The 21,245-nt window shown below is 72.3% G+C and carries 17 protein-coding genes and 1 pseudogene; 11 read left to right on the top strand and 7 right to left on the bottom strand.

Annotated elements, in window-relative coordinates:
• Positions 1 to 877 (bottom strand): annotated as a pseudogene (locus tag ACWGR4_RS40070) (peptidase M28); the annotation flags it as partial.
• Positions 878 to 1,160: 283 nt separating this feature from the next.
• Positions 1,161 to 2,804, bottom strand: a complete 1,644-nt coding sequence (locus ACWGR4_RS40065; RefSeq protein WP_452131168.1) for a CocE/NonD family hydrolase — start codon at positions 2,802 to 2,804, stop codon at positions 1,161 to 1,163.
• Positions 2,805 to 3,063: 259 nt separating this feature from the next.
• On the opposite strand from ACWGR4_RS40065, the gene ACWGR4_RS40060 reads away from it, so the two are divergent.
• The gene (locus tag ACWGR4_RS40060; protein WP_452131167.1) at positions 3,064 to 4,527 is read left to right on the top strand and encodes a carboxylesterase/lipase family protein; all 1,464 of its coding nucleotides are present in this window, start codon (positions 3,064 to 3,066) and stop codon (positions 4,525 to 4,527) included.
• Positions 4,528 to 4,645: 118 nt separating this feature from the next.
• On the top strand, positions 4,646 to 5,377 hold the full coding sequence (locus ACWGR4_RS40055) for a spermidine synthase (protein WP_452131166.1): 732 nt from the start codon (positions 4,646 to 4,648) through the stop codon (positions 5,375 to 5,377).
• 91 nt (positions 5,378 to 5,468) lie between these two features.
• Here the strand turns inward: ACWGR4_RS40055 and ACWGR4_RS40050 are convergent, their stop codons facing one another.
• A complete protein-coding gene (locus tag ACWGR4_RS40050; protein ID WP_380007095.1) occupies positions 5,469 to 6,368 on the bottom strand; it encodes a serine hydrolase in 900 nt (299 codons plus the stop codon).
• Between the two features lie 350 nt (positions 6,369 to 6,718).
• Between ACWGR4_RS40050 and ACWGR4_RS40045 the strand changes: the two genes are divergently transcribed.
• The 7 genes from ACWGR4_RS40045 (at position 6,719) to ACWGR4_RS40015 (ending at position 16,385) form a co-directional block, all read left to right on the top strand.
• The gene (locus ACWGR4_RS40045; protein ID WP_452131165.1) at positions 6,719 to 8,191 is read left to right on the top strand and encodes a serine hydrolase domain-containing protein; all 1,473 of its coding nucleotides are present in this window, start codon (positions 6,719 to 6,721) and stop codon (positions 8,189 to 8,191) included.
• Positions 8,188 to 9,759 carry an ABC transporter substrate-binding protein gene (locus ACWGR4_RS40040; RefSeq protein WP_452131164.1) on the top strand — a complete coding sequence of 524 codons (1,572 nt, stop codon included), beginning with the start codon at positions 8,188 to 8,190 and terminating at the stop codon, positions 9,757 to 9,759. Before ACWGR4_RS40045 ends, ACWGR4_RS40040 begins: the two co-directional genes overlap by 4 nt.
• The gene (locus ACWGR4_RS40035) at positions 9,756 to 10,745 is read left to right on the top strand and encodes an ABC transporter permease (protein ID WP_380007086.1); all 990 of its coding nucleotides are present in this window, start codon (positions 9,756 to 9,758) and stop codon (positions 10,743 to 10,745) included. The genes ACWGR4_RS40040 and ACWGR4_RS40035 overlap by 4 nt, the downstream gene beginning before the upstream one ends.
• Positions 10,746 to 10,747: 2 nt before the next feature.
• Positions 10,748 to 12,604 (top strand): dipeptide/oligopeptide/nickel ABC transporter permease/ATP-binding protein, encoded by a 1,857-nt coding sequence (locus ACWGR4_RS40030; protein WP_452131163.1) that lies wholly within the window; start codon positions 10,748 to 10,750, stop codon positions 12,602 to 12,604.
• Positions 12,601 to 13,506, top strand: a complete 906-nt coding sequence (locus ACWGR4_RS40025; RefSeq protein ID WP_452131162.1) for an ATP-binding cassette domain-containing protein — start codon at positions 12,601 to 12,603, stop codon at positions 13,504 to 13,506. Before ACWGR4_RS40030 ends, ACWGR4_RS40025 begins: the two co-directional genes overlap by 4 nt.
• Positions 13,503 to 14,432, top strand: a complete 930-nt coding sequence (locus ACWGR4_RS40020) for a GNAT family N-acetyltransferase (protein WP_380007077.1) — start codon at positions 13,503 to 13,505, stop codon at positions 14,430 to 14,432. Before ACWGR4_RS40025 ends, ACWGR4_RS40020 begins: the two co-directional genes overlap by 4 nt.
• Before the next feature lie 291 nt (positions 14,433 to 14,723).
• Positions 14,724 to 16,385, top strand: a complete 1,662-nt coding sequence (locus ACWGR4_RS40015; protein WP_380007074.1) for a PucR family transcriptional regulator — start codon at positions 14,724 to 14,726, stop codon at positions 16,383 to 16,385.
• A 7-nt stretch (positions 16,386 to 16,392) separates the two neighbouring features.
• On the opposite strand, the gene ACWGR4_RS40010 is transcribed toward ACWGR4_RS40015, so the two are convergent.
• Complete coding sequence (locus ACWGR4_RS40010) at positions 16,393 to 17,211, bottom strand: SpoIIE family protein phosphatase (protein WP_452131161.1); 819 nt, start codon at positions 17,209 to 17,211, stop codon at positions 16,393 to 16,395.
• 627 nt (positions 17,212 to 17,838) lie between these two features.
• On the opposite strand from ACWGR4_RS40010, the gene ACWGR4_RS40005 reads away from it, so the two are divergent.
• Positions 17,839 to 18,678, top strand: a complete 840-nt coding sequence (locus tag ACWGR4_RS40005; RefSeq protein WP_452131160.1) for a hypothetical protein — start codon at positions 17,839 to 17,841, stop codon at positions 18,676 to 18,678.
• Between the two features lie 25 nt (positions 18,679 to 18,703).
• On the opposite strand, the gene ACWGR4_RS40000 is transcribed toward ACWGR4_RS40005, so the two are convergent.
• From ACWGR4_RS40000 to ACWGR4_RS39990, 3 genes are all read right to left on the bottom strand, one after another.
• Positions 18,704 to 19,336: an AAA family ATPase gene (locus ACWGR4_RS40000; protein WP_380007065.1), complete on the bottom strand. Its 633-nt coding sequence runs from the start codon at positions 19,334 to 19,336 to the stop codon at positions 18,704 to 18,706.
• Between the two features lie 32 nt (positions 19,337 to 19,368).
• A complete protein-coding gene (locus tag ACWGR4_RS39995) occupies positions 19,369 to 20,316 on the bottom strand; it encodes a D-2-hydroxyacid dehydrogenase family protein (RefSeq protein ID WP_452131159.1) in 948 nt (315 codons plus the stop codon).
• Positions 20,317 to 20,397: 81 nt separating this feature from the next.
• A complete protein-coding gene (locus tag ACWGR4_RS39990; protein ID WP_380007059.1) occupies positions 20,398 to 20,685 on the bottom strand; it encodes a hypothetical protein in 288 nt (95 codons plus the stop codon).
• A 248-nt stretch (positions 20,686 to 20,933) separates the two neighbouring features.
• On the opposite strand from ACWGR4_RS39990, the gene ACWGR4_RS39985 reads away from it, so the two are divergent.
• The gene (locus ACWGR4_RS39985; RefSeq protein WP_452131158.1) at positions 20,934 to 21,140 is read left to right on the top strand and encodes a hypothetical protein; all 207 of its coding nucleotides are present in this window, start codon (positions 20,934 to 20,936) and stop codon (positions 21,138 to 21,140) included.
• Positions 21,141 to 21,245: the final 105 nt, after the last annotated feature.

Genomic DNA, 21,245 nt, shown 5'->3' with positions numbered 1-21,245 from the left:
TGACCGGCCAACTGCCACCGGTCCCGTTGTGCCCGTTGCGACCGAGCCAGTCGCGCAGCATGTTCCATTCCTTCTGCGCCGCCCAGAAGACGTCGGCGCAGCCGGTTTCCTTGCTCGACGCCTGGCCGTTGCCCCAGGAGTCGGTGGACTTGGAGAAGATCGTGCCGGTGCTGTAGTCGGCGCAGGTCAGGCCCGGCCGGTTCGGGTCGCGCAGGGAGTAGGTGCCGCCCGAGTTGGTGGTGTCGATGGTCAGCGGACTCGGGCCGTTCCACTGGCTGTTCGCGCTGCCGGCCTTCACGTCGTCGATCTGGTCGAGCACCGTGCCCGTGCTCGCGTCGACGAAAACGTGCAGGCGGCTGGGGGCGGTCGCGGTACGGCCGACGACCACGGTTTCCCAGGCGAGGTTGCTCACGCCGTCCTTGACCCGGACGACCAGGCGGTGCGATTCCACCTTGTCCACGGCGGCGAGCCGGGCCTTCGACGCCGCCTCCGCGGCGCTCGCGTCGATGGTGGCCGTGGTCTTCGCGGCTATGCGGGTACCGGTGGCGGACTGGGTCGCGCGGACCCGGCCCTGGTTGTCGGCCAGCACGACCGCGTCCCCGCCGACGACCGGCAGGCCGTGGTAGGTGCGTTCGTACGCGACCGAGTAGAGACCGTTGACCCAGGGGGTCACCGTCTGGCGCTGGTACTGCTCGTCGGGACCCTTGGCAAGGGTGTCCAGACCGCTGGAGACGGCCTGGTCGGCGGCGGCTACCGCCAATGCCTGCGAGCCGGGAGGGGGAGACGGGTCGGCGGACGCCGACTGTGCGGTGGTGGAGACCGCCAATCCGGCGAGTACGGCCAGGACAGTCCCGGCCGTCACCGTTTTGCGATTCATCGAGGCTCCTTGAGTGGAAGGTAAACCTCGACCACGAACCGGCCTTCGTCGTACGCGTATTCGCGACGTGAGCGAACCGCCGACGAGCGTGACCGCCGGGTTCGTGCCCGATCGGCAAACGCTCACACGGCCGCGGTGTCCCGAACAATGCGGCTTCGCGAGGTCGGCAAAATCTGTCAAACTCCTTATCGGGCAGGGAAGTTGCGCCCAACGGAGAATGTCTCCACGAAGTTTGCGCACCGGCTGCCCGACCCGGGTGGGCCGGGCAGCCGGCGTGTCCGCTTCAGCTCAGCGGCAGCTCCAGGTGGGACGGATCCTCGTCGGAGAGGGCGAGCGAGATCGTGCTGTCCGCGACGGTGGCGTCGCCGTAGAACGGATCGATCGTGTCGATGACCAGCATCACCCGGTGGCCGGCCCGCACGTCGTAGCCGGTTGCCTGGAGCGCGATGTCGACGGAGACCGGTCGGCCGCTCTCCCCGCGCAGCTCGGTGAACGGCGCGTGCGTGATGATGTGCGCGTTGTCCTCGGCGTCGACGTCGAACAGGTAGGCGATCAACGTCGATTCGGCCGCGTCGACCGTGTAGGTCAGGTGCAGCCGGGGGACGCCGCGCAGCTTGGCCGGCACCGGCAGCGGTGCGGTGGCCCATACGCCCGCGTGCGCCCGCTTGATCTCGGCGGTCGGGTAGATCTTCGGGTTGCCGGCCAGTTCCGCGTTCCCGGTCCCGATGATCTTGTCCGCGACGGTGGCCGGGGTGTCCGTACCCGCCGCGAAGGTGACCTCTCCGCCGGCGCCGGGTTTGTCGGACAGGATGCCGTCGCCGCCGTTCTGCGGCGCGGACAGGTACAGCCGCTCGGTGCGTCCGGTGACCGCGCCCCAGGTCGGCTGCCCCTCCAGGGCCTTGCTCCACATGATCTCGGTGACCACCTCGTCCTCGAGGTCGATGCCGGTGTCGACACCCAGGAGGTGGTGGTCGAACCACCGGTGGGCGTCCTCCCAGATCCGGTTCGGCAGGCCGATGATGCCCGACATCTCCGGCCCGGAGTGGTCGCCGATGGACAGCAGGAGGCGTTTGGGGCCGGTCAGCGCGTTGAACATGGTCAGCAGCTGGTTGGTCGGGAACAACGTCTCGTGCCACGCGTTCGCGAACAGGACGGGCAGTGGTTGCTCACGATTGTTGATCGCCTCGATGTGGTGGATGGGCGAGCGCTCCCTGGCCCACTCCAGGGTGCCCTCGATGTCCTCGTTGTCGCGCACGTTGTCGAACCGGGTGCGGGTGTCCTCGCTGAGCCGCTTCTCGTCCGCGGCTTTGCGCAGGGTCTCCACCGCGGCGATGTGCCGGGTCTCGTTCTCGTAGAACGCCGCGCCCAGGTCGCCCCACGTGCTCAGGGCCACCACCGCCGTCACCCGGGGATCGTGCGCGGCCACCAACTGACTGATGCCCGACCCGTACGAGTCGCCGAGGAAGCCGACGCCGGAGGCCTCACCCTCGATCCGGGACAACACGTACGTGAGCGCCGCGATACCGTCCTGGACGTCGAGCGGGCCGGCCACCTCGACGTTGCCCTTGGACAGGCCGAACCCCCGGGCGGTGTAGGCCAGTACGTGATATCCCCTGAGCGCGAACCGGGTTGCCTGGGCCACGTAGAGGAGCCAGCCGAAGTGCGTCCACGGGGACGGCATCACGACCACCGGCCGAGCCCGGCCCCCGGGGTGCAGCCAGAGCGCGCCGTCCAGTTCGGTGCCGCCCGCACCGGGCACCCGCACCGGGCTGAACCGGACCAGTGCCCGGGCCTCCTCGATCTCGGCGGCCCGCGCGGGCGCGAGCCGTGTGGTGTCCCCGCTCTCCAACGCCTCGACCAACTGTGCCAAGGTCGCCTCGTCCACTTCCGGATACAGGCTGGTCGTGTGCGTTTCGTGTGAACTCACGTCGATCCCTTCCCACTTCGCGAACGTTTCGGCCGGGGCGTGATCGACCGGGCATGGCGGTCGGTGTCCACCCGGCAACACAGTGTCAGCGAACGATGGTGCGTGTGGCCGGAATGCGTGGAAAATCCGAAGTGGTAGAGCCCGTTCCGGTGCCGCCCGAGCGCCGGACGTCCGCGACCTCGCGGCGGCCCGCTTCGCTACCCTCGGCCGATCTGCCGGAATCGTCGAGCGGGCCGACCCGCGGATCGGATGGCCAGTCATGAGCGTTCCCCCGGAAGCCGAGCAGGGGCGGACCACGGTGACGATCTCCGCCGGATCGCTTCGGGGCGTGGCCCTGGCCGCCGGCGTCCACCGCTGGCTGGGCATTCCGTACGCCGCTGCTCCGGTGGGGGAGTCGCGCTTCGAGCGGCCGGTCGCGCACCCGGGCTGGGCCGGCGTGCGTGACGCCGACACGATGGGCCCGACCGCGCCGCAGGCGCCGTACCGGGGAGCCCTGGGGGAACTGCTGCCGACGGTGGTGATCGAGGGCGACGAATACCTCAACCTCAACATCTGGGCGCCGGCCGACGCGAGCGGGCTGCCGGTGATGGTGTGGGTGCACGGCGGCTCGCTCGCGCACGGGGCGAACGCGCTGCCCGGCTACGACGGCGCGGCGTTCGCTCGCGACGGCGTGGTGTATGTCGCGGTGAACTACCGGCTGGCGTCGGAGGGTTTCTCCGTGCTCGACGGCGCGCCGCGCAATGTCGGCCTCGCCGACGTGGTCGCGGCGCTGCGCTGGGTTCAGGCGGAGATCGCGGCCTTCGGCGGCGATCCGGCGCGGGTGACCGTGTTCGGCGAGTCCGCCGGATCGATCCTGCTCGGGGCGCTGGTCGCGCACCCGGACGCCGAGGCGCTGTTCGCGCGCGCGATCCTGCAGAGCGGGATGCCGGACGCGTTGCCGCCCGCGAAGGCCGGGCGGATCACCGCGCTGGTGGCCAAGAGGCTGGGCCGTGCCGAGACCCGGGCGGCGTTCGCCGAGGTGCCGCCGGACGAACTGGTCGCCGCCGAACAGGCGGTCACCGCCGGCGGCACACCGATGACCGGCGGCGCGGGGTTCGCCCTGGCGATCGGCGACGACCTGGTGCCCGCCCACCCACAGGTGGCGCTGCCGGCCGGCGCGGGCTCCGGCATCGGGTTGCTGCTCGGTTCGAACACCGAGGAATACCGGTTGTGGTTCGTGCCCACCGGTCTGCTCGATCGGGTCGGGCCGGTGTTGTTCGCGGGCGCGCGGCTGAAGTTCCGGATCGGCCGGCGGATCCTGGCCGCGTACCGGGCGGCGCGACCCGGCGCCGGGCGCGGCGAACTGCTCGGCGCGTTGGCCACGGATCTCCTGGTCCGGCTACCGATCAACCGCCTCGCGGATGCCCGCCTGGATCGTGGAGTCACCACCCACGTCTACGAGTTCGCCTGGCGCAGCCCGGTGCGCGACCTCGGCGCCGCGCACGCGATGGAGTTGCCGTTCGTCTTCGATGGGCTCGACTCCGGCGCGTGGACCTCGCTCACCGGCGACGCGCCGCCGCAGTCCCTCGCCGACGAGATGCACGCCGCCTGGGTGCGGTTCGCCAAGACCGGTGATCCCGGCTGGGAACCGTGGGACGCGCGGCGGCCGGTACGGGTGTTCGACGCGCCGACCACGACCACCGTGCTCGCCCCGCGCGAGGCCGAACGCGCCGCCTGGGGCTGATCGCCGCCCCGGCCGCCCGCCCGACGGCGAGCCCGACGGCGGCGGGGCGCCCGAAACCATAGGCTTCCGTCCACCGGCGCGGCCGGTGGATGGTATCGACACGGTTGAGGGTGCACGGATGAGCGCGCGTTTCGAGGAACTCGACTGGCGGACGACGCCGATGGGCGAGATCAGTCTGCGCCGCAGGCGCGACCCGGTCTCCGGCGAGGACGTGCACGAGGTCAAGCTCGGCGACGAGTTCCTGATGTCCAGCCTGTTCACGGCGGGCGAGATCGCGCTGACCCGGCTGGGCCTGGCCGAGTTGCCCGACGTCGAACTCGACGTCGTGGTGGGCGGTCTGGGCCTGGGCTACACCGCTCGCGCGGCGCTGGACGATCCGCGCGTACGCGACCTGATCGTGGTCGACGCGCTCGGCGAGGTGATCGACTGGCACCGGCGCGGCCTGGTCCCGCTCGGCGCCGGCCTCGCGGGTGATCCCCGCTGCCGGCTGGTCCAGGGCGACTTCTTCGCACTGGCGGGCGAGGCGCGCGGGTTGGATCCGCGGGAGCCGGGTCGGCGCTTCCACGCGATCCTGCTGGACGTCGACCACTCCCCGCGCCACGTGCTGCACCCGAGCCACGCCGCGCTGTACCGGCCCGCCGGGCTGCGCGCGCTGGCCGATCGGCTGCGTCCGGGCGGGGTGTTCGCGCTGTGGTCCAACGACCCGCCGGACCTGGAGTTCGGCGCGGTGCTCGGCGAGGTCTTCGCCGACTCGGCCGCGCACGTCGTCGACTTCGACAACCCGCTCCAGGGCGGTACGGCCACCAACACCGTGTACGTGGCCCGCACATTGGAGGAGCCCGCGTCCTGACCCGCCGTGAGGGCCGGCCGACGGGTCGGGACGCGGGTCGGGGTATCGGGCCCGGCGACAGGGCACGCGCCGCCGGACCCGACCCCGGTCATCAGGCGCGCAGGTGGTCGATCGCCGCGCGGGCCGCAAGCCCGATCGAGGCATCGGCCGCGGGCGCGCGAAAGCCCAGCGACTCCAGGCGCAGGAACACGCCCACCGCGTAGCGCTTGCCGTCGGGGTACTCGACCACGCCGACCTCGTTGCGCACGCCCCACAGGGTGCCGGTCTTGCCGGAGACCCGGATCTCGTCCGCGAATCCCGACGCGAGCCGGTGCGGCCAGATCTGCCGGCCCATGATGTCGCGCACCTCGGCGCAGGCCTCGGCGGAGCCCGCCTCGTCCCGCCAGATCGCGGCGAGCAGCTTGGTGATCTCGCGCGGGGTGGTCGCGGCGGTGCGCTTCGGGTCGCGCACGGTCAGCGCGCGGATCTGCTCGGGCGTGGCCCGGGCGACCTGCTCGTCGACGTTGCCGCTCGGGTCGACACCCAGGTCGTTCAGCACCGACTCGAACAGGTCCTTGCAGCCGGTGACGGAGGTGTCTCGGCAGTCCAGCGCGTCGAGGGTGGCCCGCACGTTGTCCCGGCCGACCAGGCGCAGCACGATGTCGGTCGCCGCATTGTCGCTCTGGGTGATCATCATGAAGGCGAGGTCGCGCGCGCTCATCTCCACGTCGTACATACAGCCGTCGGTGCCGATGCCGTCGCCCTCGCGGTCGGCGGCGGTGACCAGGTGCCGACCGGCCCGGTCGAGCCGGCCGTCGGCGGCCTGGCGGGCGTACTCCAGGACGATCGGCACCTTCAGGACCGACGCGAGCACGACCGGGTCGTCGGCCTGGTAGGCGACCTCGTCGGCGGTGTCGAGGTCGCGTACGTGCAGGAAACCGTCGACCCGGGCCGCGTCGAAGATCGCCCGGATGCGCTGTGTGGGCTCTACCGGCTCTCGATCGGTGCTCATGTCCGCTCCGTATGGGTGGTCGGATGCCCCGAAGGGCCGGTCGCCGGTGGTGGTTGCCGTTCGGCGCCGATGTGGGGTGCCAGGGGAGGCGGTGCGGGTGGGTCCGTGGTCGGTCGGGTCGCCCGCGAGAAGGTGGTGCGCGCGTGTCGTGCGACCGCGGTCGGTCCGGTTCACGACCCCTCGGCGGCCCCTGCCGAGCATCGTCCTCCGCGGTATGACTCGGCGTCGGTGATTCGGACAGGTTCGCCGACCGTTCTTCGTCCGGGACGACGATTCGGGGGTTTGTGACGCTGCCTACCGTGATCGTCCTCTGCGGCACCCGCCGCCGCCTTCCGAGGAGGTATCCCACGATGGGACGATCCGATGTGCCCGGGGCCGCTGCCCGGGTGCTGCCGACTCCCGAGTACCTAGCGACCCGTCTCGGCGAGCTGGCCAAGCGTGGCAATATCCCCGGCGCGAGCGTCGCGGTACGAATGGGCGACGAGACGGTCGCGGCCGCCACCGGCGTGCTCGACACGGAGATCGCGTACCCGGCCACGACCGAGTCGATCTTCCAGGTCGGTTCGATCACCAAGGTGTGGACGGCGACGCTGATCATGCAGCTGGTCGACGAGGGCGTGCTCGACCTCGACGCACCGGTGCGCACCTACCTCGCCGACTTCAAGCTGCTCGACGAGGCTGCCGCGGCGAGCGTGACGGTTCGTCAACTGCTGTGCCACACCGCGGGGTTCGAGGGCGACCTGTTCGAGGACTTCGGTCCCGGTGACGACGCGGTGGCGGGGCTGGTCGGGCATCTGGCCGACCACGGCGGGCGACTGTTCGCGCCCGGCGAGATGTTCTCCTACTGCAACAGCGGATACGTCGCCCTCGGTCGGATCGTCGAGGTGCTGACCGGGCAGACGTGGGAGGCCACGCTGCGCGAGCGGATCACCGTCCCGCTCGGACTGACCCGGGTGGCGACCGGCGCCGCCGAGGCGATCCTGCACCGGGTGGCGATCGGGCACGTGGAGGGCCCCGACGGGACGAGCGTGAAGGCGCCGGTATGGCAGCTGCCCCGCTCCAACGCGCCGGCCGGCTCGACGCTGGCCACCACCGCGACCGACCTGGTCGCGTTCGCCGCCGCGCACGTCGCGCGCGGCCTGCTGCCGGACGGCACCCGCCTGCTGTCCGAGGCGTCGGCCCTGGCCATGCGCGAGTCGCAGGTGGACGTGCCCGACATCGGCGCGGTCGGCACCGCGTGGGGCCTGGGCTGGAATCTGTTCGACTGGGCGGGCGGCCCGGTGATCGGCCACGACGGCGGCACCCTCGGCCAGGCCGCGATCCTGCGAGTGGCCCCCGAAAGCGGCGTCTCGATCGCGATCCTGACCAACGGCGGCGACTTGGGCGTGATGTACGAGCTGGTCCGCGAGGTGTTGGCGAGCACCGCGGGCGTCGCCATGCCCGAGCCCGTGGTGCCGCCCGTCGACCCGCCGGTGGTGGACGCGCGCTTTTTCGTCGGTCGCTACGCGTCGCAGGTACTGGCGATGGACGTGGTCGAGTCGGAGCGCGGCTTCGAGCTGACCATGCGCACCCTGGGCACCGCGGCCGAGATGATGGGCGAGAGCGTCCGGACGACCGAACTGGTGGCCCGCGACGCCCGCACGCTGATCGCCGTCGAGGCGAAGGGCGGGCAGCACGACCAGTACGCCTTCGTCGGCGACGGCGACCGGGCGCGCTTCGTCCACATGACCCGCGCGCTGCCCCGGGTGGTGGTCGGCGAGCCGGCTGCCACGTCCGGTGCCGAGCGGGTCGACGTCGACTCCTGTAGCGGAGGCGCGCGATGAGACGGGCCTCGCGCGGGGCCGCCGCGGTCCTCGCGCTGGGCCTGTTCGCCGCCGGCTGCGGCGGGACCGGCGCGGGCGGGAGTTCGGGGGACGGCGACACCGTCACCGTCGCGATCCCCAGCGACCCCAACGACCTGAACCCGATGACGACGCTGACGTCGTTCGCGGTCATGATGAACCGCTTCTCGTACGACGCGCTGATCAACATCCGCTCCGACGGGCGGATCGTCTCCGGCGTCGCGGAGAAGTGGACCGCCGACGCGAACTCGGCGACCTTCACCCTCCGGCGCGACGTGACGTGCGCGAACGGCGCGCGGCTGAGCGCGGCCGATGTCGCCGCCCAGTACAACTACATCGTCGATCCGGCCAACAAGTCGCCGCTGTACGGCCTGATGGTGCCCCCCGGGGTCACCGCCATCGCCGACGACGTCGCCAACACGGTGACCCTCAATGCGTCCCTGCCGACCCCGTTCCTGATCCGCAGCACCTCGATGTTGCGTCTGGTGTGCCCCTCCTCGCTCAAGGACTCCGGCAAGTTGGCGCGCACCTCCGACGGCACCGGCCCCTACCTGCTGAGCGAGGTGGTCGCGGGCGACCACTTCACCTTCGTCAAGCGCCCCGGCTACACCTGGGGGCCGGACGGCGTCGACAACACCGGGTCGCCGGACCGGGTGGTCTTCAAGGTCGTCGGCAACGAGTCGACCCGGACCAACCTGCTGCTCGGCGGGCAACTCGACATCGCGTCGGTGATGGGCCCCGACCGGGGCCGGCTCAGCGCCGCCGGGGTCAAGGCGGTGATCGAGCGGGACCCGATGGGGATGCTGATCTTCAACGAGGCACCGAACCGGGTCACCGCCGACGTCCGGGTGCGCCGGGCCCTGCTGTCCGCGCTCGACCTCAAGCAGATCGGCGCGGTGGCCACCGGCGGCAAGGGCATGGCCCCGCTGCGGCTCGGGATCACGATGAGCCCACCCTGTACCGAGGACTCGGTCACCGGCAACCTCCCGCCGCACGACGTGGCGCAGGCCGCGGCGCTGATGCGCGAGGCCGGGTGGAAGAAGGTCGGTGGGCGCTGGAGCAAGGACGGCAAACAACTGTCGATCTCGATGCCGTATCCCGCCGTCTTCGGTACCCAACTCGTCTCGGCCGTCGAACTGGCGGTCAAGCAGTGGCAGTCGTTCGGGGCGAAGGTGAGCACTCAGCCGACCACCGCGTCGACCAACGCCTCGGTCCTGATGGGTGGCCAGTGGGAGGTCGCGTGGGCGCCGCTCTCGGTGACCACGCCCGACCAGGCCATCCCGTTCTTCAGCGGGGCCAAGCCCCCCGACGGGCTCAACTTCGGATCGCTCGACAACCCCGAATACCAGCGCCTCGTGGGCGAGGCGATGGCCAAGCCCGACACCACCGGCTGTCCCGAATGGACGGCCGCCGAATCCGAGTTGATCAAGCGCGGCGACGTGGTGACGTTCGTGGACTCGATGACTCCCTATTTCGTTCGGGGCTACAGCTTCGAACTCGACGGTGGCGGCGTGGTGCCGTCCTCCCTGCACAAGGTCGGTGGCCGATGAGCACCGCAACCCTGTCCGGCCGGGTCATGGACTTCCGTCTCGGCCCCTGGACCTCCTTCTTCCTGCGGCGCACCGGTCGCCTGGTGGTCTCGCTGGCCGCCCTGGTGACCGCCGCGTTCGCGATGATCCACTTCGTCCCCGGCGACCCCGTCCGCGGCGCCCTGGGCATGAACGCCACTCCCGAGGCGGTCGCCGCCCGCAAGGAACAACTGGGCCTGAACGACTCGCTGATCACCCAGTACAAACACTTCGTGAGCGGGCTCTTCCACGGCGACCTCGGCGAATCGATCACCGCCCGGGTCTCGGTGTCGAGCATGATCGGCGACCGGCTCCCCGCCACCCTGGAGATCGCGATCTACGCGTTCATCCTGGTCATGGTGGTGTCCATCCCGCTGGGCATGGCGATGGCCGTGTTCACCCTCAACGGCCGCCGGCGCCGCAGCGAACTGGCCTTCGCCTCCTCGACCGGGGCGATCGTGGCCATCCCGGAATTCCTCCTCGCCGTCGGCCTGGCCTCGGTGTTCGGCGTCAGCCTCGGCTGGTTCCCGGTGGCGCTGCGCGAGGGGCCGGACTCCTACGTGCTGCCCGTACTGGCCCTGGCCATCACCCCGATCGCCGCGCTGTCGCGGATCGTTCGGGTCGAGGCGCTGCGCGTGTTCGAGACCGACTACATGCGCACCGCCCGCGCCAAACGGCTGCCGACCCGCCTGCTCTACCTGCGGCACGCGCTGCCGAACCTGCTCACCTCTTCGCTCACCCTCGGCGGCCTGATCCTCAGCAGCCTGCTCGCGGGCACCGTGCTGATCGAGAACGTCTTCGCCTGGCCCGGCCTGGGCATGACCATCGTCCAGGCGATCCTGCAGAAGGACTATCCGCTCGTTCAGGGCATCGTGCTCGTCTACGGAGCCGCCGCGCTCGCGATCCACTTCGCGGTCGACCTCGCCGTCGCCGTCGCCGACCCCAAGTCCACGATTCGCGGGAGCTGACGATGTCCAAGGCCCCTAGACTGCGCGAGGCGCTGCGCACCCCGATGGGGATCGCCACGGCGATCCTCAGCTCCCTGATCCTGCTCGTGGCGATCTTCGGCCCGATGCTGGCCGGCGACACCGCCGACCGGATCGACACCGACGCGATCGGCCGACACAGCGGCTCCGAGCACCTGTTCGGTACCGACGCGCTCGGTCGCGACATCGCCGCCCGGGTGGTGGTGGCCACCCGACACACCCTCGAACTGACCCTGTTCGCCACGTTGATCGCGGTGCTCGGCGGGCTGATCCTGGGTGTGCTCCCGGCGGTGCTCGGCCGGCGCGCCGGCCGGCTGATCACCGCGACGGTCAACCTGCTCGTGGCCTTCCCCGGCCTGCTGTTCGTGCTCTTCCTCGCGGTCATCTTCGGCGTCGGCACCTTCTCCGCCGCCTTCGCCATCGGCCTGGGTGCGGCCCCGGCCACTGCCCGGCTCGTGCAGAACCTGACCGCCTCCATCGCCGGCACCGACTATGTGGCCGCGGCGCGGATCCTGGGCGTCGGCCGGTTCCGGATCATCGTGCGGCACATCCTGCCCAACATCGCCGAACCGGTCGCGCTGTTCGTCGCCCAGGTCGCCGCCGGCATCCTGGTCGCCTTCTCCGGCCTGTCCTTCCTCGGCCTGGGCGTGCAGGCGCCCGACTACGACTGGGGGCGTCTGCTCAACGAACAACTCGACCGGGTCATGGTCGACCCGATGTCGGCGGTCGGCCCCGGCGCCGCGATCGTGCTGACCGGCATCACCTTCGGCCTGATCGGCGAGGTGGTCGCGGGTGCCAGCGGTGGTCGCGGCGCGAACCGGCCCGAGGCCGAGCCGGTCGTCTCGATCGACGAACAAGACGCCGCCGAGGCGGAGTCGGCCCTGCTCCACGTGGACCACCTGCGCGTGCGCTTCCCCGGACACACCGCCGTACACGATGTGTGCCTCAGCGTCACCGAGGGCGAGGCGGTCGGCATCGTCGGCGAGTCCGGCTCGGGCAAGAGCCTGACCGCGCTGGCCGCGGCCGGACTGGTCCCGCACCCCGGCCGGGTCAGCGCCCGTACCCTGCGCTTCGCCGACCGGGACCTGAACCGCCAGGCGCCCAAAGGCACTTCGCTGGCCATGGTGTTCCAGGACCCGATGGCCTCGCTCAACCCGGCGCTCACCGTGGGCCGGCAACTCGCCGAGGTCGCCGAGGTGCACCACGGCGCCGGCCGCGCGGCGGCACTGACCCGAGCGGTCGCCCGACTCGGCGCGGTGGGCATCATCAACCCCGAACAGCGGGTCGCCAAGCGCCCGCACGAGTTCTCCGGCGGCATGCGCCAGCGCGTGATGATCGCGATGGGCCTGATGGGCGAGCCCCGACTGATCATCGCCGACGAGCCGACCACCGCCCTCGATGTCACCGTCCAGGCCCAGGTGTTGGCCCTGCTGCGGGACGTACGGACCGAATCCGGCGCCGCGTTGCTGCTCATCTCGCACGACATCGCCGTCGTGTCGCAGGTGTGCGACCGGGTCGTGGTGATGTACGCAGGCCGCATCGTCGAGGAACTGCCGGTCGGCGACCTGGCCGACGGCGTCGCTCACCCGTACTCCGCCGCGCTGATCGGCGCGGTGCCGACCATGACCACCGACCGGGACGTCCCGCTGGCGACCATCCCCGGCCGCCCGCCGGAGCCCGGCGAGGAGAGCGTGGGCTGCCCGTTCGCGCCGCGCTGCGCCCGGGCGAGCGACCGCTGCCGGACGGAGGAGCCGGTCCTGGAACGTATCGGCCCCGGACGCCGCGTGGCGTGCTGGGACCCGATCACCACCGCCGTGCAGGAACTGGAGGAGGTTCGATGAAAGCCGCAGGTACGGTTGCCCCGGTCGCGGCCGAGGCCGACGCAGCGCCCGCCGGGGCCGGCACGTCCGGTTCGCTCGAACTGCGCCACATCACGGTGCGCTACGGCCGTGGCCGCTCGGCGGTGACCGCCGTCGACGACGTGTCCCTGGAGGTGCCGGCGGGCCGCGTGGTCGGCCTGGTCGGCGGCTCCGGATCGGGCAAGTCCACCCTTGGCCGGGCCGCGGTCGGGCTGGTGCCGATCACCGCGGGCAACGTCCTGGTGGACGGCGTCGACCAGGGTCGGCGGCCCGGGCGCAGGCCGGTGCAACTGGTCTTCCAGGACCCGTTCGCGTCGCTGAATCCCCGGCTGAGCGTGGGCGCCTCGGTGGCCGAGGCGGTGCCGCGCGAGGACCGGGCGCGGCGGGCGGAGGAGGTGGCCCGGTATCTCGACCTGGTCGGGATCGACCCGGGGATGAGCACCCGACTTCCGCGCGCGCTCTCCGGCGGCCAACGGCAACGGGTGGCGCTGGCCCGCGCGTTGGCCGCGCGACCGGCGGTCCTGGTGGCGGACGAGGTCACCTCGGCGCTCGACGTCTCGGTCCAGGGCGCGGTGCTCAACCTGATCCGCGACCTGCAGCGCGAGCTGGGCTTCGCGATGTTGTTCATCACGCACAACCTGGCCGTGGTGCGCTACCTCGCGGACCGGATCGCGGTGATGGACCGGGGTGTCCTGGTCGAGGAGGGGCCGGCCGCACAGGTCCTGGAGGACCCCGAACACGAGTACACGCGGGCGCTGTTGTCGGGCGTACCGCGGATCGGCGAGCCGCTGCCGGAGGGCGCGGGCATCGAGGGCGCGCAGACCGGGGAAGTGGCGCGGGCCGCCTCCGACGCGGACGAGGGAACGGAGACCGGGAACCTATGACCCCGACACCGGCGGGCGCGCGGATCGGCGGCGACCTGTACCGTGCCGAACCCGAGCCCGCACCCGATTCCGGTGCGCTCCGCGACCGCGCGACCGCGGCGGCCGTCCGCGCGGCTCGTGCGGCGCACGTCGAGATCCGCCAACTGCACACGCTGGACGAGGTGTCCGAGGTGTGCAAGCTGCTGGACGGCATCTGGCAGGTGGACTCGGCGAACCCCATGATGTTGCCCGAACTGCTGATGGTCCTGGCGCATGCCGGCGGCTATGTGGCGGGCACCTACGAGGGCGACCGGTTGACCGGCGCCTGCGTGGCTCTGCTCGCCACCGACGGCCTGCACTCGCACATTGCGGGCGTGGACGTGCGCTCGCGCGGACGCGAGGTGGGCCACGCGCTCAAGGTGCACCAGCGCGCGTGGTGCCTGGACCGCGGGATCACCCGGATCAGCTGGACGTTCGACCCCCTGGTGGGGCGCAACGCGTTCTTCAATCTGGCCAAGCTCGGTGCGGTGCCCGCCGAGTACCTGGTCGACTTCTACGGGCGTTTGACCGACGCGTTCAACGCCGGTGACCATACCGATCGGCTGCTGGTGCGCTGGGATCTGACCGCCCCTGGGGTGGCCCTCGCCTGCGAGGGGATCCCGCAGCCGGTGGACGACGCGGCCGCTCCGGGGGAGGAGGGGGTCGCGGTCGCTCTGGACGTGGGGGCCGATGGTCGACCCGTGCTCGGGCGCACCGATGCCGACGTGGTGATCGTCCGGGTGCCGCGCGACATCGACGCCCTGCGGCGTACCGATACGGACGCCGTACTCTCGTGGCGGCTGGCGGTGCGCGAGGTGCTCGGCGGCCTGATGGGGGAGGGCCGCGTGGTGCGCGGCTTCGGACGGCTCGGGGGCTATGTCGTGGACCGGCGACGAGACGGGGACTGAGCACACCTCGGCTCGGTTCGACCCGAAGGGCTGTGACGCACATGGTCCGGTTCGGTTCGGCGGCACGTGCGGCCGTTGGATCGAACCGGGCGTGGGCCGGAGATTTCCCCACTTTCGGCCCAAGATCGTTTAGACTCCCGCACACGGATCGGCCACCGGCGACACGGCCGCTCCGGTGCGTTCGACGGGGGCTCGTGTCGACCGAATGGATCCCCTCGTGACGGACCTGACCGACAACCGGCCGATATCCGCTCGGGCCGCCGTGCCCGCCGACGCCTCGACGGACCCGCGATGACCGCGCGTCCGCGCGCCGTGCTCGGGCGCATCATCGACGACCTCGGCTCGACCCTGTTCGAGGTCGCCGCCGGCGAAGCGGACCCGAACCGCGAGGTCACCGGCGTTCTCATCCACGACCCGGGCGACGAACCCGCGCACCCGCCCGGTGCGGTGGTGCTCGGCGTCGCGGTCTACGGGTCCTCGGCGATCGCCACCCTGGTGCACCGCGCGGCGGCGCTGGCCGCGTCGGCCGTCGTGGTGCGCGGGCCGCTCGCGGTGGACGCGGAGATCCGGGACGCGGTGGCGCGGACCGGCGTGGTGGTGCTCGCGCTGACCCCCGGGGCGTCCTGGTCCCAGGTCGCCACGCTGCTGCGCTCGCTGCTCGCGGTGGACGAGATCGGCAGCTCGCAGACCGGCGAAACCCTGGACGGCGCACCCTCCGGCGACCTGTTCGCGCTGGTCAACGCGATCGCCGCGCTACTGGACGGGCCGGTCACGGTGGAGGACCGCAGCGGGCGCGTACTGGCCTTCTCCAGCCGCCAGGACGAGGCGGACGAGCCGCGGATCGCCACCATCCTGGACCGCCAGGTGCCCGCCGAGTGGTTGCGGATCCTGGAGGAGCGCGGCGCGTTCCAGGCGCTGTATCGCAGCGAGGGGCCGGTGTACCTGCCGGGCGTCTCCGACATGCCCCGGGTGGCCATCGCGGTGCGCGCCGGGGACGAGATCCTGGGCTCGATCTGGGTCGTGGTGCGCGGGCCGCTGTCCGCCGAGTTGCAGCGGTCGCTGATCGAGGCGGCCAAGGTGGTCGCGCTGCACCTGCTGCGCCGACGGGCGGGCGCCGACGTGGAGCGCCGGTTGCGCACCGACCTGTTGGCCACGGTGCTCGAAGGCGGGCCGGCGGCGGTGGACGCGGCGGGCCGACTCGGCCTGGCGCACCAGCCGGCGTGTGTGCTCGCGCTCGCGGTGGTGGGCGACGCGGCACCGGCCGAACGCACCGCCGAGGAGCACCGGATCGTCGACGCGCTGGCGCTGCACCTGGCGGCGGTACATCCGCGGACCGCGACGGCCCGGCTCGGCGGCTTCACCTACGCGATCCTGCCGACCGAGTCGGACGCGCGGGCGGTACGGCTGGCCGAGGAGTTCCTGGCCCGGATCGGCGGTCGGATCGAGGCGGTGGTGGGCATCGGCCGGGTGGCCGCCCGCGCCGTCGACCTGCCCTCGTCCCGGGCGGACGCCGATCGTGCGCTGCGCGTGTTGCGCTCGGGCCGATCCCCGCTGCGGGTGGCCAGGCTGTGCGACGTGTACGTGTCGTCGCTGCTGGTCGAGGTGGCCGACCGGGTGGCTGCCACGGACGACGCGCCGGCCGGGCCGGTGGCCCGACTGCGGGCCTACGACGCCGAACACGACACCCATCTCACCGAGACGTTGGCGGCGTGGCTGGACACGTTCGGCGACGTGACCGCCGCCGCGGCGGCGGTGCATGTGCACCCGAACACGTTCCGCTATCGGCTGCGCCGGTTGTCCGAGGTGGGCGCGATCGACCTCGCCGACGGCGACGCGCGCTTCGACGCGATGTTTCAGCTCCGGCTGTACGGGGTGCACGGGAGCGGCCCGGCACGCCGGTCGCTCGACGCGGCGCGGCTGGTGCCGACGCCGATGCGGGGGACGGTGGGGTAGGGCCTCGTCAGGTGCCGAGCGGTCCCGGTTCGATCAGGAACAGCGCCGCGTCGCCGGGGAAGGCCGGGGCGAAGTGTGCCTCGATGTCGACCGCCAAGCGGTGCAGCGCGTCGGCGAAGTCGCCGCCCACGTGGCTCGGGGTGCGCTCGGCGAACGGGTAGGGCGTGCCGTCCGCGCCCGCGGCCTCGGCGAGTTCGTCCGTGTACAGCAGCACCCGCTCGCCCCGGCCCGCCGCGACGGTCAGCTCCGGCGGGCGGAACGTGCCGGGCGTCAGCGCGCCGATCGGCGGGGTTGCGTAGATGGGTTCCAGGCCGAGCACCCGCCGGCCGACGACCAGGAGCGGGTTCGGATAGCCGCGGTTGACCAGGGTCAGCGAGCCGTCGCCGGCCGGGCCGCCGGCGCGCTCGACCAGCAGGAGGCGGACGAGGGGGCGATGGCCGCGCGCATGGTCCTCGCGCAGGGCCAGCGCGATCCGGTGGGAGACCTCGGCCGGCGAGGGCACCTCGGCGGCGGCCGCACCGAACGCGGCGATCACCTCCGCCGCCAGATCGGGCGCGCACAGCGGATCGCCGGCCACGTCACCAAAGAGCGCCCGGGCCCCCAGCGGCGTCTCGCGAATCTCGCCGAACCAGCACCGATCGGGTGGGTCGGCCGGCTCCGCCGGGCCGGCGATTCGCCGAGCGGCCACGCGCAGCCCATCGACCCGGGCAAGGGTGGTTTCCCCCACCCTCGGCGCGACGGCGTACCCGGCAGGCGCGGGATGCACACGATCACTCGACGTGCTGCTGGACGGATCGGACTCGGGCGGCTGCGCGTCGGTGCTCACGGATCTCCTCGCCGGCGGGATACCTCCGACCAGTGTCACCCACCCACGAACCCCCGAAACGCCCCCAACCCCACCCACCACCCCCAACACCCACCCCGCGCCCACCTGCACTTGCCCCGCGCCCGCCCGGGCCTGCCACGCACCTGCCCGGCGCCGCTTCGGGCTCGCCCCGCGCCCGCCCGGGCCTGCCACGCACCTGCCCGGCGCCGCTTCGGGCTCGCCCCGCGCCCGCCCGGGCCTGCCCGCACTTGCCCCGCGTCCGCTCGGCCCCGTCCCGCGCCGGTTCGGGCCCGCTCCGCGTCCGCCCGGGCCTGCCCCGCGTCCGCTCGGCCCCGTCCCGCGCCGTCCCGCGCCCACCCGGGGCGTCCCGCAGCTGCCCTGCGCCGGCTCGGGCCCGCCCCGTGCCCGCCTGCGCCAACCCGGGCCTCTCCCGCATTTGACCCGCGTCCGCTCGGGCCCGGCTCGCGCCCCGTGCCGCGTTCACCTGGGCCGTCTCGTGGTCGTGGCTCCGTGTCCCGTGGCCGGCTCGTGTTTGTCCATCGGGGAGGCTTTGGGGGTTTGGGGGGTGGGCAGGGTTGGGGGAGGAGAGGGGTTGGTGTGGTGAGTGGTGGGGTTGAGACCGGGGCCATGACCTCGTTCGACGAGATTTATGATCGGCCGGATCCCCGGGGGTTCTTTCGGGCGCTCGGGGCGTGGGGCTACCAGACGCCGCATCATGCGCAGGACGTGTTTCGGCGGCTCGTCGCCACCCGGGCTGAAGGTGCCGCGGGCGTTGCGGTCCTGGACATGTGTTGCTCGTACGGGATCAACGCGGCGCTGCTCAACCACGACGTGACCCTCGCCGAGTTGTACGACCGGTACCGCTCCGCGCCCATAGTCGCGATGGACACCGCCGAGCTGATCGAGGCCGACCGCGAGTGGTACGCCGCCCGCCGCCGCGCCGACGCGGTGTCCGTGATCGGCCTGGACGCGGCGGCCAACGCCATCGCCTACGCGCGCGCCGTCGGCCTGCTCGACGCCGGGTTCGCCGAGAACCTGGAGGTCGCGCCGCCCTCGCCGGAACTGCTCGCCGCCACGCGCCCGGTCGGCCTGATCACCGTCACCGGCGGCGCCAGCTTCCTGTCCCCGCGCAGCTTCCGCCCCTTCCTGACCGACGCCCCGGCACCCGTGTGGGTGGCCGCGTTCGTCCTGCGCACCGGCTCCTACCGAGCCATCGCCGACGGACTCACCGCCCACGGCCTGGTCACCGAGAAGTTCGGCCCGCACACCTTCCCGCAACGCCGCTTCACCAGCGAACGGGAACAGCGCTACGCCGTGGACGCGGTGATCGCCGCCGCCGAGGACCCCGAAGGCCGCGAATCCGCGGGCTGGTTCCACGCCGCGCTGCACCTGTCCCGCCCCGCGGACCACACCACCACGTTCCCCCTCGCCACCCTCCTGCCCGACGGGCCGCGGGAGTGGATCTGACCCGACGGGGGTTCGCAGACACGCGCTAGACGAAGCGGATGTGCCGCAACCCCGTCCAGGCCCGGCGTACCCGAGCCCGTGCGGGGGAGTCGGTGTTGGGCGCCAGGGTCAACCCGGTCGACTCGGCGATCAGGTCGGCCACCCTCGGCGTGTCGATGTGGTCGGTGTGGATGTGCTCCGCGAACTCCGGGCCGGCCAGGCGTTCCAGGCACAGATCGAGCCGGGCGACCGCGAAGCTCTCCCGCCGCAGCGGCGCCTCCCGGCCCGCCACCACGCGCACCGCCCGCCCGAAGCCGCGCTCGGCCAACCGCCGCAACACCGTGCCCCGCTCGGCCAACAGCGCGAAGTGCCGTACGTCGTGGCCCCGTTCGCGCAGCCGGCCGACGATCTCCCGGAAATAGTCCGGCTCGATCAGCGTCATCGGCGCCAACACCGGCCCCGGATGCCTGGCCAGGGTCAGATCCAGCACCTCGTACACCCCCTGCCGCCACGCCGGCAGATCCTGGAAGTCGCCGCGCAGCGCCCGCGGCGTCATCCGGTGCAGCCCGAAACCGACCTCCTCCGGGTCGCAGAGCACACTGCCCGGCAGCCGCCGGTGCAGCTCGTGCGCCGTCTGCGTCTTGCCGCCCCCGAAGGGGCCGTTGATCCAGATGAGCATGCGCACGACCTTAAGCCGCCGACGCCGACGACCTACAACTCCCGTACCGGCACGCCCGCGAGGAAGGCCGCGACGTCCTCGACCGCCTCGGCGTACGCCAGTTCGTAGTTGCCCCGCGTCGCATACCCGATGTGCGGGGTGAGCACGGTGTTGGGCGCGGCCAGGATCGGGTCGTCCGCCGGGATCGGCTCCACGGGATACACGTCCAGCCCGGCCCCCGCGATCCGGCCCTCGTGCAGCGCGGCCAGCAGCGCGTCCCGGTCCACGATCGGCGCGCGCGAGGTGTTGACCAGATACGCGGTCGGGCGCATCAGAGTCAGTTCGGCCGCGCCGACCAGCGACCTGGTCCGCTCGCTGTAGCGCACATGCACGGTGACGAAGTCGGCGCGCCGGAACAACTCCTCCTTGGCCACCACCTCGACGCCGACCGCCGCGCCCTGTTCGGCGGTGAGGTTGCTGCTCCAAGCCAGCACCCGCATCCCGAACGCGGCGCCGACCCGGGCCACTCGGGTGCCCAGCTTGCCCAGACCGACCACGCCGAGCGTGGCGCCGGCGAGGTCGACGCCCACGCCGCGTTGCCAGGTACCGGCCCGCAGGCTCGTCTCCTCGGCGCCGGTGCCCTTGGCCAGTTCGAGGATCAGCGCCCACGTCAACTCCGCCGCCGGATGCGGGAGCAGACTCGTGCCACAGACGGTGACGCCCCGGGCACGCGCCGCCTCGACATCGATCGCGGCGTTGTTCATCCCCGTGGTGATCAGCAGCCGCAACGCGGGCAGCCGGTCGAGCAGTTCCGCCGCAAACGCGGTGCGCTCACGCATCGCCACCACCGCGTCGAACCCCGACAGGCGCTCGACCAACGTGTCGGGGTCGCGTACATGGTCCGGGAAGAAGACCGCCTCGGTGTCGTCCGGCAGCTTGCCCCAGCAGTCGAGCGCTGCGGCCTGCCCCTGATAGTCGTCGATCACGGCCACTCGAAACACGTGCGCCCCCTCGCCTGCGGCCCCCGTCGCGCGGCTCGCCCGGCCGGACCGGGTCCGACCCTACCCGCGGTGTCGGCGAGGTCAGCCGAGGGCCGCCAGGCCCGTGCGCAGGTCCTCCAGGTTCATCACCGGCCGGACGGCGACCTTGGCGCCCATCTCGAAGAACGGTTCGGCGATGGACGGCAACTGGGAGGAGTCCTGCATGTCGAACACCAGCAGACACGTACGGTCGCCCTCGAACGCGGCGAAGTAGGCCGCCTCGGGGTTCACCCGCTCGACGATGGACTGGATACGTTTGCCCAGCGACCCGTCCGCGATCGCCTGGTTGCCCACCTCGGTGTTCATCCGTGCGGAGAGAAGCATGCGCATCGATCTCACCTGCGTTTCGGTACGGATCGCGCTCGACACTCGCCTCGGGCGTCGCGGAGGACTCGATCACGTACGTTTCCAGCGTCCTCCCGTGCTCCCACCTGTGCAAACGCCCGGGCGCGCGACCGCGTATCGGGTGTGCCGTCGGGTATGCGAAAGGTATGAACGCGCGACGTCGCGCTTCGAGCAGGCGCCCTCCCGGCAGCGAGGCGGCCCATCCCCGCAGCGACCTCCCCGCGCGTCGGGTCATGTCCCGGATCGCGCTGCCGTTCTTCGTGGTCGCGTGCGCGGCGTGCGCCGTGGCCGCCGCCGGGGACGTCGCCGACAACGTGCGCACCCTCTGGCTGATCGCGGCGATCGTCTGCGCCGTCACGGCCGTGATCGCCTGGATCGACCTGCGGGTGATCGCCCGCCGGATGCGCGAGGAACGGACCCGGTCCGGCCGACCCGGGTGAGTCGATCGCCCTCGACGCACGGTCGGCGCGTCGTGACGGGGGATTTTGCGCGCGCACCGTGGTCGGCGCCGCCGCCCGCCCCTCCACCGGCGCCGCCGCACGCCG

Source organism: Embleya sp. NPDC055664 (assembly GCF_053618075.1).
This window is presented reverse-complemented; position numbering and strand designations above follow the sequence as displayed.